Below are 11877 nucleotides of genomic sequence, written 5' to 3' on the forward strand. Positions count from 1 at the left end.
GGTTTACAGTTCAAGTTTTGGGTCTTCTTCAAAATCGTCTTCTTGCGCACGTTTTAATATGGGTTCTGGAAGAGCCTTTTTAGCTTTGGCCCCCATGGTTCTCAATTTTTCTATACTGGTCACAATATTGCCTCGCCCATCAAATAATTTGTTCATGGCACTTTTATACTCTCCTTTGGCATCGTCCATCTTTTTTCCCACTTGGGTCAAATCACCCATGAAACCAACAAATTTATCATAAAGTGCTCCAGCTTGGCGAGCAATTTCCATGGCATTCCGTTGCTGTTTTTCATTGCTCCACATGGAATCGATGGTACGAAGTGTGGCAAGCAGTGTTGATGGGGTGACAATAACAATATTCTGCTCAAAGGCCTTGTTGTACAATGAAACATCTTCATTTATGGCGATGGCAAAAGCAGGTTCAATGGGAACAAACATGAGTACAAAATCCGGACTTTCCATTTCGTAAAGGTCCTCATACTTTTTTGCGGACAACTGATCTACGTGCCTTCTAAGGGAATTGATGTGATCCTTCAAAAACTTGGGCTTGTCGTCATCATCGGCATTGGTATAGCGTTCATAATCGGTTAAGGAAACTTTGGAATCCACCACCATTTTTTTGCCGTCTGGAAGGTGAATGATCACATCGGGCATCACACGCCCGCCATCTTCCCGTTTAAAGCTCTGTTGCACGCTGTATTCCCTATCCTTCTCTAGACCAGATTTTTCCAACACACGCTCCAAGACCAATTCCCCCCAATTCCCCTGCATTTTGCTGTCACCCTTCAACGCCTTGGTTAGATTCTCTGCTTCTTGGGTGATTTTAAGATTTTGATCTCGGAGGTGGAGCAACTGTTCTTTTAGAGCTGAGTGGATGCTGATGTTTTCCTTTTGGGATTTCTCTACTTTTTCTTCAAACTCCTTTATCTTTTTGTTGAGCGGTGTAAGTATGTTTTCGATATTCTCCTTGTTGCTCTTTGTGAATTTTTCACTTTTCTCCTCAAGAATTTTATTGGCCAGGTTCTCAAATTCCTTGGTGAATTTTTCCTGTAGTTTTTCCACTTCCTGTTTTTGCTCGACAAGTTTTTCACCCAAATTTTCTGATTTGGACTCTTCCCTGGCCAATGCAATCTCAAGCTCAGATTTACGCTCTTGTATTTCTTTGAGCTCCGTTTTCAGTGAAGAGATCAGTTCATTGGCTTGTTCCTCCCGATCGTTCCAAACACTTTCATTGGACTTGGTCTTTAGTTTTTGAATATACATACCCACAAACAGACCAGTGGCCAAGGCCACAATTCCAACAATAATGTAAATCAATTCTGTACTCATACTAATTTTTGCAGGATAAAGATAACGGATTCCAGTCGATGCAAGGAAGGGAAAATGAACTTACTTATTCACTTTAAATGAACCTGTCTTGGCATCAAACTGAACCATTTCCGAAGGAAACAATCGTTCAAAATGCTTTTGCTCAATCAATTCGCAGGGGTCACCGAAAGGATTGTTGTCGCCATCCAAAATCAGGATTTTGTTGCACAGTTGAATGGCCAAATCGATTTCATGGGTGGTAAAAAGGATGGTTTTTTGATTTTGATGGGCCAGTTGTTGGAGTAATTTCAAAATCTGCACTTTATGATAAAGGTCCAAATGTGTGGTGGGTTCATCCAATAAAATTAAAGGCGTGTCCTGCGCCATGGCACGGGCAATCAGTACTCGTTGCAACTGTCCGTCACTCAGCTCATGACATTTATTAAAGCGAAGTTCCTGCAATAAAAAGGCATCCAGACTCTTTTGGATGTGTTCCTTGTCTGCTGAGGTCAAAGTTCCAATCCAATTGGTATAGGGTTGCCGTCCCAAGGCAATCAATTCTTGAACGGTCAAATTTTTGGAAGCGGGCTGTTCCGTCAACACCACGCTGAGATTTTGGGCAAGTTCACTGGGTGAATGTTTGTCCAAGCTCTTGTTTTTCACTTCTATAATCCCACTTAATTTGGGCTGAAACCCGGCCAGGGTTCGCAATAAAGTGGACTTTCCAATACCATTTACGCCCACAATACCACACAGAACGCCATGTTCCAACTCAAAATTGATGTTTTGGGCCACGGTTTTGGAGCCATATCCAACGGCCAACTCTTTTATTTTGACTATGGAATTATTTTGTTGCGACATTAGAACATCATTTTTCGTTTCCGGACCAAGAGCCAAATCACCACAGGAGCTCCCACAAGCGAAGTTATGGCATTAATCGGCAATACATTGGCGGTATTGGGCAGTTGGGCCAGCGTATCGCACAATAGCATGAGAATGGCACCGTAGAGAAATACTGCTGGAATAAGGATGCGGTGTTCCATGGTGTCGAAAATCTGTCGGGTGAGGTGGGGTACGGCCAACCCCACAAAAGCGATGGGCCCCGCAAAAGCGGTCACACCACCCGCCAACAGGCCTGTGGCAATGATAATCAGTAATCTTGACTTTTTAAGGGAAACCCCAAGACTCAAGGCATAATTTTCGCCCAATAAAAAAGCATTCAGCGCTTTGATGGACAGAATACCGAGCAGGGTTCCCAAAGCAACAATGCCACCCAATAGCAAGACTTGTTCGGAAGACAGGTCGCCCACACTTCCGAAAGACCAAAAAATAAACCGTTGAAGGCTTTCGGCACTCGAAAAATAGGCCAATACGCTCACCAAGGCCGAAGTGATGCTACCAAACATCAGCCCAATGATCAATAGTGCCATGGTATCTTTAATACGCTGCGCCACCAGCATGACCACCAACAACACCAAAAAACTTCCGATACTTGCTGCAATGGCCAGTGAAATGTCGCTTAAAAAGGCGATAGATGTCAATCCAGTGGCCAATGAAGCCCCCATGAGCAGCAATGCGGCCCCTAAACTGGCACCCGAACTGATACCGAGCACAAATGGTCCCGCCAAGGGATTTCGGAAGAGGGTCTGCATCATTAATCCGCTCAAGGACAGCCCGCCACCCACCAGAATGGCGGTAAACGCCTTGGGAATACGATAATCATAAATAATATACTGCCAAGAAGCAACTTCCACGGGTTTGCCCCACAAAGAGGATAACGTAGCACCAAAAGGAATGGAAACCGAACCCGAACTTATATTCAAAAGCCATGCGAGCAGCAATGCCACCATGATCAACACAAAGGAAAACCGATATGATTTTGGTGTGTGCATCAGCGCAGGGGTTTGAAGAAATACGGTTCGTAATCGGGCAACAAATCGGGGTGCAGAATGTGGATGAGGTCTTTCAGGACCAAATCAGGGCGTTGAGGGGCCAATTCGTAAAAAATCAGTCCACCTTTGGCACCCTTTTCCACAGCATTTGAATATATTTTTCTGTTGGAAAAAGCCTTGAATTGTTGATAGTGGACGTTTGCTTGTTCCACCTCTTCATACGTAGTATGGGAAGAGGGGTTCAACCAAAAATCGGCCTGTTGTCCCCTTTCAAGAACAGCTTCCAAACTCAGCCCGATACTTCCCGTGTTTTCGGAAGCGGCCCAAATGTAATCCGCATTGGCATCGGCTAAAAATTGCGCCAACCAGCTTTTGCCCCCCGCAACATACCAAACGTCTTTGTACAATCCGCCCGTCAATACGGTTGGTTTTTTCTCTGCTTTTTTTGCCAATATCTTGGCTTCTTGGTATGCCATTTCAATTTCGGAAAAAATACTATCGGCTTGCTTTTCTTTCTGAAAGAAAGGGGCAAAGAATTTTATCCATTCCGCTTTGCCCAAAGGCGTCTGTTCTACCCAATCGCCGTTGTAGACTACGGCAATGCCGGATTTCTCAATGGTTTTGTACGCTTTGTTGGTATCGTTTATCCCAAAACCCATCACAACTTCAGGATTCAGTTCCAAAACCATTTCTGTATTGATGTTTTCATTGGTGCCCAATTCGCGGATTTGGCCATTATTAACCAATTTTCGGGCCTCTGTTGACGAAATTAGGTCGGTATTGGGAAATCCAACCACCCTGTCCAAAACCCCCAACGTTTCCAAGGAAGGGATATGGGTTGTGGAGGTCACCACCATTCGCTCAACCGGGGTGGCAATTATGGCATCATACGCATCACTCGGGAGTGTGATGGAAGCCAGTTTTTCCCTTGGAACAAGTGCGTAGGTAAACATCCTTTTTGCCCCGGGCCATGCCGATTTGACCTTAATTTCCGTAAAATCATTGTTTGTATTGATTGAAAAACCAGCGGCATAATCAATTCCCGATGCAGTATTGTTTTGTTCAAGGGGAAACGATTTTTTTTTCTCCCCACAACTGATGAGAAAGACGAATACGAACCCAACTAGCAGGAGATTTCGGAACTGATTTTTTATCATAGACCCAAAAGTAAGATTATTTAACTTTTGCGAGAAAAGATTAAACAGATTGATTACTTTCGTGCTGAATTTTGGTTCATGTGAGGCTGTTGTTTCGCATGATTAAAAGGGAATCCGGTGTAAATCCGGAGCTGTTCCCGCAACTGTAAGCTGTGCCGAATCGGCACTGATGTTTTTGAGCATCAGTACGTAGGAGGTGCTTGCCATAACTTCAAAACCACTGCCCAATGGGTGGGAAGGTCGTTGGCAAGACGCAAGTCAGGAGACCTGCCAAATTCAAACAAACAATGTTAAACTTTCGGGATAAAAGTTTACGTATGTGCATCATACTATTCTCCCGTTTATTCTCGTAAACGAAATGAAAAAAAGTTATTTATGGGTATGCGCCGCTATTTTGGCGGGCAAGGGACTTTCTGCGCAGCAGCAACAGAAAGATTCCATTCCACTGCAAGCATTGCAAGAAGTGGTGGTGAGTGATTCCAAATTTGAATTGAAACGTGAAAATTCCGGGAAAACGGTCATTAAGATCACCGCCCAGGAATTGGAGCGAAACCAAGGCCGAACCGTGGCGGAGGTCATCAATACCAAAAGCGGTATTGAGATTACCGGAAGTCGAGGCCGGGACGGTGACGTTTTGGGTGTTTTTGCCCGAGGTGGCCGTGGGAAACAGGTCTTGGTGGTCATTGATGGGGTGCGGGTTTCAAATCCCTCATCATTTTCTCCGGAATATGATCTTCGGTTATTATCACCAGCGACCATTGCCTCCATTGAAATTATCAAAGGAGCCGCAAGTACACTTTATGGAACCAATGCAGCTACGGCTGTGATCAACATCACCACCAAAAAGAGTTCAGAAAGGGCCATTGCCGGGAATTTCCAAACCAGTGTGGGAACCAGTCAAACGGCAGAGGACCAAAACTACAATTTGGGAAGTTTTGCCAATTCGGCTTCCATTAATGGTACGTTGGACAAATTCAGCTATGCTGTGGATTTTTCCAATCGGTATAGAAGTGGACTCTCCGCAGCGGTGACACCAGAAAATGAGGAGGATGTTTTTTCCCATTTCAGTACCAATGCACGGGTGGGCTATCAATTTTCAAAGGATTTTGAAGTTTCTGTGTATGGCAACCAGACCAAATACAGCAATGAGTACGATGCTTCAATGGCCGAAGCTCCAAATCTGGGCAAAAGTGACCAAGAGAGAGTGGGGGTGTCCTCATCTTTTGCCTACGGCAAGGGCTCCGTTCAATTGAATGCAGCGTATACGGATTATGAGACCAATTCCATGGACACCTTTGGTGAAAGTACCACGGAAGGCAATAATTGGGTTGTGGATTTGTACAACAAATATGTTTTTGCGGATAGTTGGCACACCATTTTTGGGGTAAATTACAGCAAGGACGAAGCGGTTTTTTCGGATGAGGCCGAATTTACCATTGTGGACCCTTATGCCAATGTGGTGTATGTATCCGATTTTGGATTGAACCTGAATGTTGGCGGACGGCTGAACACCCATTCGGAATATGGAAACCATTTGGTGTACAATGTGAACCCTTCCTATGTTTTTTCCACTTCCGAAGGCTATGTGAAGCTGTTGGGCTCCTATGCCACTTCTTATATCACACCCAACCTGACACAATTGTTCGGCGCTTTTGGCGGTAATCCGGATTTGGAACCGGAAGAGAACAGAACCTTTGAAGGAGGGGTTGAGTATGCCATCAATAAAAAATTAAGGGTGAGCGCCCTGTATTTTGACCGCAACGAGAAGAATACGATTGGGTACGATCAAAATTTTATGAGCATCAATCTGGCAGATGAAATTGATGCCAATGGGGTAGAGGTTGAGGTTTCATGGCAGGCACTTGACCAATTTACAGTGGACGCCAATTATACCTTTACAGAACGAAAGGGCGACAATGCCATTCGTATTCCTAAACACAAAGCCAATTTGAATGTGGGGTACCAACCATGCAAAAAGACCAACATCACCTTGAATTACGCCTATACCGGGGAGCGATTTGATACGGACTTTACTACGTTCACGGATGTGGCCTTGGAATCTTTTTCGTTAGTGAATCTGTATGTTGGGCATGAACTTATTCCCAATAAGCTCGATTTATTCTTTAGTGCGGACAATCTTTTGAATGAAGATTACACCGAAATCCTTGGGTTTACGACTAGAGGCCGAAATTTCCGGATTGGCATGAACTTGAATCTATAAACCTGAGATCGATTTTTAATGAAAAGTAAATCAGAGTTTTAACTCCAAAGTGTCAGGTCGAGCCTGCCTTTGTCGGCAGACAGGCGCAGTCGAGACCTATTTAACAGTTGAAAATTTAAAAGATTTCTCGACTGCGTTCAACCTGACAAAATCAAAATCTATTGCTTTTTAGACTTTCTTTTTTATTCAATTATAAGATTGTTGATCTGGGTAAAATCAATATCCAAAGGCTTGTCCAGATACATATTGTCCCGCACTGGGGTCAAAAGTCTTGAACTGGCAAAGGATTTGGCCGGCATTTGTGCCGCAAAGCTCTTTTTGGCAGAAACCCCGGTTATCTCCTGAAGGGCGCGGGCCAATAACGGTTCGTTGGGGTCGCCAAGTACACCGAGATTGGCTATATCCTCCAAAAGGGGAATGTTTGGGACAAGGCCATCGGTGTAATCATAAAACCCATCGGCATTTTCATTTCTGCCCACCAAAGGCTGTAGACCCCAACTGTTATTGGAGTTTATATTGTCTTCATTGCTACTGCTATAAATAAAACCATTTTCAGGGTCATCCACCAACGTAATGGAAAACTCATTTTTTCCTCTGGTGGTTTCCCCAATGTGGATCACTTCAACATAGGGGGCCAGACCATTCATGACCAACTCACTGGCAGAGGCCGAATCATTGGTGGCTATGACAAAAACTCTACTCAGGTTAAGCGAATTAATGGCACTGGATCCTGTGGAACTGGCAAAATAATCCTCCAATTGTTCATCGCTAAACTGCTTTTGCACCTTGGCGTTCCAGCGCTGCCTAATGTACAGGTCGCTGGTATTGGTGCCATAGACCATGCTGGCCAATAGGCGGGAGGTGTTTACAGACCCACCAGGGTTGTAGCGCATGTCCAGGACAAGTTCGGTGGCGCCTTCGGCAACAAATTCGCCAAAAGCAGCATTGAGTTGTTCATTAAAGTTGCTCAGGAACCGGTTGTACATTAAATAGGCAACTTTGGTACCGTTGACATCAAGGGTTTCCGCCACCAAGATGGGGTCCTCCACTTGGTTCTCAATTTTGGTCAAAGTAACTTCGGTGTCATTATCCACAATTTGATTGCCCTGTATGTCTGCCAACCCAAGTGTGTAGGTGTTATTGCTTCCGTACAAAAGGCTGATGTAATTATCAATGGTGAGCTGTTGGCCGTCCACCCGTGTAAAAATATCCCCTCGCTGGATATTTTTTGTTGAAGCATCGGAGTCAGGAACAATGTAAAGTACGTACCCAAAGACACCATTACCTTCGGAAAATTGCATCAAATTAAACTCCAATCCATTGCTACGGGACACCCCGGAAAGATTATTGACCAGTTCGGTATAGTCATCGTTCAAAAAACTAAAGCGGTCTTCATTAAAGAGAAGTACGTCGTAATAAAAATCAGCTGGATTGGAAGTTTGCTCCAAGAACTCGGTGTATTGCTGATCAGAGTTAAATCTGGTATCGGAAAGGACATCAACATCACCTTGCCAAAAATACCAAAGGTTCATGGCCTGCCACATAAAATGCTGTGTGATGGCATCAGAACCCTGAAGAAGTTTGGGGGTCTCCCCATTTTTAATCTGGTTGTCATCATCACTACAAGCTGATACGAGCAATGACAGCCCCAAGAACAGAAAAACATATTTTTTCATAGCCAAGCTTTTACGGAATTCCTCAATTTTCATTCCATTATATAAAAGAGGTTGGTAAGTTTAGGCGGCGATTTCTAAAAATTCTTACGAATTTGTGCTACAAAATAGGTACATAATGGCAGATTACAAATTTTTTGTAACAAATTTCGATATGTGTCGTCGTGATAGTGTAGGTCGATAAATGGGACCCGAAACAACGAAAACAACCAATGAAGCAAGCTGAATTTTTAAATGTGGTGATGCCCTTCAAGGACAAACTCTACCGACTGGCAAAGCGCTTGCTGGTGTCGCGGGAGGAAGCGGAGGACGCCACTCAGGAAATTTTGCTGAAACTATGGTCAAAGAACGAGTCCATGGCCGAGTATAAAAATATTGAGGCCTTTGCCATGACCATGACCAAGAATTTTTGTTTGGACCGATTAAAATCCAAACAAGCGGGTAACCTGAAACTGGTGCACAGCAATTACAGTGACGAAAGCACCTCATTACAACACCAATTGGAGGCAGAGGACAGTGTAAGTTGGATGGAGCGCATCATGGAAGAGTTACCGGAACAGCAGAAAATGGTATTGCAATTGCGCGATGTGGAGCAATACGAATTTGACGAGATATGCGAATTATTGGACATGAAACCCACCGCAGTTCGGGTGGCCCTGTCCAGAGCACGAAAAACAGTACGACAAGAATTGATAAAAAAACATAGCTATGGAATTGGATAACATAGAAAAATTATTGGAAAAATACTTTGAGGCCAGCACAACGGTGGTCGAGGAGGAACAGTTACGGGACTATTTTTCCCAAGAGAAAGTGGCCACACATCTTGAGCAATACAGGCCCATGTTCAACTATTTTTCCAACGCCAAGGAAGAACGCTACACCAAGCAGGTTCCATTAAAACCTAGAGTAAACTTTTACAAGTGGATTTCCGTTGCAGCGGTTGCTGTGTTGGCCTTTGGCATCTATTTTGGGAATGAATACCAAGAAAAAAAGAAAGCAGAATACGCTTACCAGGAAACAAAAAAAGCCTTTGAGCTCTTAGCTGAGAACTTTGGCAGAGGCACCGAAAAAGTAGCGTATTTGAAGGAGTTTGAAGAAGCAAAACAAAAAATTTACAACAACAATTAAATCGTAAAAAATGAAAAGGAATATTATAATCTTTTTGATCGCCGTTCTGCCCTTATCGGGATTTTCACAGTCTTTGTTCGACAAGTTTGAAGACATGGACGACGTAAGCTCCGTAGTGGTGAACAAGAGCATGTTCAACCTATTGGCAAAGATTGATGTGGAAGTGGATGACCCCGAAGCCAGGGATTTTATGGACATTGCCAGTAGCCTACAAAGCCTAAAGGTCTTTACTACCGATAATGAAAACATAGGTTCCGACATGAAGTCTTCTGTGGATAGTTACCTAAGATCTTCAAAAATGGAAGAGCTTATGCGTGTGAAGGACAAAGAAGCCAATGTAAAGTTTTACATTAAGCAAGGCAGGGATGACGATCACGTGAGCGAACTCTTGATGTTGGTCACCGATATTAAAGAGATTGAGGCCGATGGAAGAAAAATCGAGACCGTATTGCTCTCCCTTACCGGGGACATTGATCTTAATAAGATCAATTCATTGACCAAGAAGATGAACCTTCCTGAAGAGTTGAACAAAGCAGGAAAGAGCAACTAAGAAGTGTATCAGTTGACAGTAACTGGCTTGGTGTAACAAAACACAGGAAACACCTACCAATTACTGTCAGCCGATTTTAGCAAAACGATCAATCAAAAAAAGAACATGATGAAATATATTTTTAAAAGCATTTTGGTAACGGGAGCCCTACTTTTGGCTTCCTGTTCCTCGCAACAAAGTTTGCAGGAATACTATGTGGACAATTCCGAGAACCCCAATTTCATTTCCATAGACCTTCCGGCAAGTATCCTTAAAATGGATGCTGTGGATTTGAACCCGACCCAAAAAGAAGCGGTTGAATCCTTGAGAAAGTTCAACCTCTTGGCCTTTAAAAAGAATTCCGATAACGCTGCGGAGTATGAAGTGGAACGGAAGAAGGTTCGGGAAATCTTAAAAGGCGATGACTTTGTGGAGTTGATGAAAATCAATTCCAAATATGGCAAAGGCGTGATCAAGTATTTGGGCGATGAAGATGCCATCGATGAGGTCATCATTTATGGCGACAGCAACGACAAAGGTTTTGCCTTGGTGCGGGTTTTGGGCAAGGACATGAACCCCGCCCATATTATCCAACTTATGCAAGCCATTCAAAAATCGGATTACAAAGGAGAAGGATTGGGTGAGATAGGCGATTTTTTGAAAGGGTAAAAACATACATCAATCAATTAACGAAGAAAAGGGCAACACGTGTTGCCCTTTTTTTGTGACCTTATTTTATCTTAGTGTCTCATAACAAGAACACTAACAAATCACCAGCATCATGGAAAAAGCAGAAGAATGGATGAACTACGGTTTAGACCTGGCCAAGGAATTTGGGCCAAAACTCATCACCGCCCTCGTTATTTATATTGTGGGGATGTGGGTAATCAAGAGAATTGTAGGAGGCACTAGAAAAGTAATGTCCAAAAGCAAATACGATGAGTCCCTACAACGATTTTTGCTGAATTTGTTCTCCTGGGCGCTCAAAATATTCCTCCTCATCATCGTTATCTCAAGATTGGGCGTGGATGTCACCACTTTTGCAGCTGTGATAGCCGCCGCAGGTCTTGCCGTGGGCTTGGCTTTACAGGGTTCCCTCTCCAATTTCGCAGGTGGGGTTTTGCTCATGATCTTTAAACCCTATCGCATTGGCGATTTAATAGAAGCGCAAGGCGTATTGGGGGTGGTGAAGGAAATTGAAATATTCACCACCAAAATGGTGACGCCCCAAAACAAACTGGCCATTGTGCCCAACGGGGCCATGGCCAATGGAAATATCATCAATTATACGGCAGAAGGACGAATGCGGGTGGATACCGTTATTGGGGTAGGCTATGGTGAGGACATCAAAAAAACCAAAGAAGTCTTGTTAAAGGTACTTACCGAGAACCCAAAGGTGTTGCAAGACCCAGCCCCTTCGGTAAATGTGATGGAATTGGCGGACAGTTCCGTGAATTTTGCAGTACGACCCTTTTGCAAGCCTGAGGATTATTGGGATGTGTATTTTTCCACCCATGAAAATTGCAAATTGGCCTTGGATGCGGCAGGAATTGAGATTCCATACCCACACCAAGTGGAAATCCATAAGGGGAAATAATATCGGGTTTCACATGTCATTCTGAACGAAGTGAAGAATCTAAACCTTTGATTTCTCAATGAATGCTCTGCATTTCATTTCGAAATGACACATGCCACTGTCCTCTTGGTTTGCCTAGAGTAGGCTGGGAACTTTAAAGAACAGTTGGATTCTTTAGCCGAAAAATGCTAATTTCCCACCAGACAGGTATCGGACGATATAATTTATCACAAACGAATTAAATCTTACAACCTTTCATGCAAGCTTCATACAAATTGAATTATGAAGAAAATTTATTTTTTAGTTCTGATTTTGATATTATCAAGTTGTAAAAAGAATTATAAGTACACGGAGATAATAGATGAAAAATCAATATTTGGAGAAGTAGAAGAA

11 protein-coding genes and 1 riboswitch are annotated in these 11877 nt (G+C 43.4%); of the genes, 6 read left to right on the forward strand and 5 right to left on the reverse strand.

All coding sequences use genetic code 11. The features are described 5' to 3' along the window. Nucleotides 1–3 precede the first annotated feature (3 nt). From rmuC to A7D14_RS10160, 4 genes are read right to left on the reverse strand one after another with little or no spacing between them, the layout of a single operon-like run. A complete protein-coding gene (gene rmuC / locus A7D14_RS10145) occupies nucleotides 4–1329 on the reverse strand; it encodes a DNA recombination protein RmuC (protein ID WP_067033830.1) in 1326 nt (441 codons plus the stop codon). Between the two features lie 60 nt (nucleotides 1330–1389). Next, complete coding sequence (locus A7D14_RS10150) at nucleotides 1390–2169, reverse strand: ABC transporter ATP-binding protein (RefSeq protein ID WP_067033832.1); 780 nt, start codon at nucleotides 2167–2169, stop codon at nucleotides 1390–1392. After that, a complete protein-coding gene (locus tag A7D14_RS10155) occupies nucleotides 2169–3200 on the reverse strand; it encodes a FecCD family ABC transporter permease (protein WP_067033835.1) in 1032 nt (343 codons plus the stop codon). Before A7D14_RS10155 ends, A7D14_RS10150 begins: the two co-directional genes overlap by 1 nt. Continuing rightward, a complete protein-coding gene (locus A7D14_RS10160) occupies nucleotides 3200–4357 on the reverse strand; it encodes an ABC transporter substrate-binding protein (protein WP_067033837.1) in 1158 nt (385 codons plus the stop codon). Before A7D14_RS10160 ends, A7D14_RS10155 begins: the two co-directional genes overlap by 1 nt. A 55-nt stretch (nucleotides 4358–4412) precedes the next feature. Beyond that, nucleotides 4413–4647, forward strand: a riboswitch (cobalamin riboswitch). Nucleotides 4648–4715: 68 nt separating this feature from the next. Between A7D14_RS10160 and A7D14_RS10165 the strand changes: the two genes are divergently transcribed. Beyond that, nucleotides 4716–6578 (forward strand): TonB-dependent receptor plug domain-containing protein, encoded by a 1863-nt coding sequence (locus A7D14_RS10165; RefSeq protein ID WP_067033840.1) that lies wholly within the window; start codon nucleotides 4716–4718, stop codon nucleotides 6576–6578. Between the two features lie 182 nt (nucleotides 6579–6760). Here A7D14_RS10165 and A7D14_RS10170 read toward each other — a convergent pair whose 3' ends face one another. Beyond that, nucleotides 6761–8254: a S41 family peptidase gene (locus tag A7D14_RS10170; RefSeq protein WP_067033863.1), complete on the reverse strand. Its 1494-nt coding sequence runs from the start codon at nucleotides 8252–8254 to the stop codon at nucleotides 6761–6763. A gap of 209 nt (nucleotides 8255–8463) precedes the next feature. Between A7D14_RS10170 and A7D14_RS10175 the strand changes: the two genes are divergently transcribed. From A7D14_RS10175 to A7D14_RS10195, 5 genes are all read left to right on the forward strand, one after another. After that, the gene (locus A7D14_RS10175) at nucleotides 8464–8973 is read left to right on the forward strand and encodes an RNA polymerase sigma factor (RefSeq protein ID WP_067033842.1); all 510 of its coding nucleotides are present in this window, start codon (nucleotides 8464–8466) and stop codon (nucleotides 8971–8973) included. Continuing rightward, the gene (locus tag A7D14_RS10180; RefSeq protein ID WP_067033845.1) at nucleotides 8960–9379 is read left to right on the forward strand and encodes a hypothetical protein; all 420 of its coding nucleotides are present in this window, start codon (nucleotides 8960–8962) and stop codon (nucleotides 9377–9379) included. Before A7D14_RS10175 ends, A7D14_RS10180 begins: the two co-directional genes overlap by 14 nt. Before the next feature lie 10 nt (nucleotides 9380–9389). After that, on the forward strand, nucleotides 9390–9929 hold the full coding sequence (locus A7D14_RS10185) for a DUF4252 domain-containing protein (protein ID WP_067033847.1): 540 nt from the start codon (nucleotides 9390–9392) through the stop codon (nucleotides 9927–9929). Nucleotides 9930–10037: 108 nt separating this feature from the next. After that, nucleotides 10038–10577 carry a DUF4252 domain-containing protein gene (locus A7D14_RS10190; RefSeq protein ID WP_067033850.1) on the forward strand — a complete coding sequence of 180 codons (540 nt, stop codon included), beginning with the start codon at nucleotides 10038–10040 and terminating at the stop codon, nucleotides 10575–10577. 112 nt (nucleotides 10578–10689) lie between these two features. Then, entirely contained in the window at nucleotides 10690–11505 is an 816-nt protein-coding gene (locus A7D14_RS10195; RefSeq protein ID WP_067033853.1) for a mechanosensitive ion channel family protein, read from the forward strand. The last annotated feature ends 372 nt before the right edge of the window (nucleotides 11506–11877 follow it).

This window comes from Allomuricauda sp. CP2A (genome assembly GCF_001683915.1).
GTDB lineage: Bacteria > Bacteroidota > Bacteroidia > Flavobacteriales > Flavobacteriaceae > Flagellimonas.

Coding starts and splice junctions, on each gene's coding strand:
- rmuC (WP_067033830.1), bottom strand. CDS start 1,329: ATGAGTACAGAATTGATTTACATTATTGTTGGAATTGTGGCCTTGGCC.
- A7D14_RS10150 (WP_067033832.1), bottom strand. CDS start 2,169: ATGTCGCAACAAAATAATTCCATAGTCAAAATAAAAGAGTTGGCCGTT.
- A7D14_RS10155 (WP_067033835.1), bottom strand. CDS start 3,200: ATGCACACACCAAAATCATATCGGTTTTCCTTTGTGTTGATCATGGTG.
- A7D14_RS10160 (WP_067033837.1), bottom strand. CDS start 4,357: ATGATAAAAAATCAGTTCCGAAATCTCCTGCTAGTTGGGTTCGTATTC.
- A7D14_RS10165 (WP_067033840.1), top strand. CDS start 4,716: ATGAAAAAAAGTTATTTATGGGTATGCGCCGCTATTTTGGCGGGCAAG.
- A7D14_RS10170 (WP_067033863.1), bottom strand. CDS start 8,254: ATGAAAAAATATGTTTTTCTGTTCTTGGGGCTGTCATTGCTCGTATCA.
- A7D14_RS10175 (WP_067033842.1), top strand. CDS start 8,464: ATGAAGCAAGCTGAATTTTTAAATGTGGTGATGCCCTTCAAGGACAAA.
- A7D14_RS10180 (WP_067033845.1), top strand. CDS start 8,960: ATGGAATTGGATAACATAGAAAAATTATTGGAAAAATACTTTGAGGCC.
- A7D14_RS10185 (WP_067033847.1), top strand. CDS start 9,390: ATGAAAAGGAATATTATAATCTTTTTGATCGCCGTTCTGCCCTTATCG.
- A7D14_RS10190 (WP_067033850.1), top strand. CDS start 10,038: ATGAAATATATTTTTAAAAGCATTTTGGTAACGGGAGCCCTACTTTTG.
- A7D14_RS10195 (WP_067033853.1), top strand. CDS start 10,690: ATGGAAAAAGCAGAAGAATGGATGAACTACGGTTTAGACCTGGCCAAG.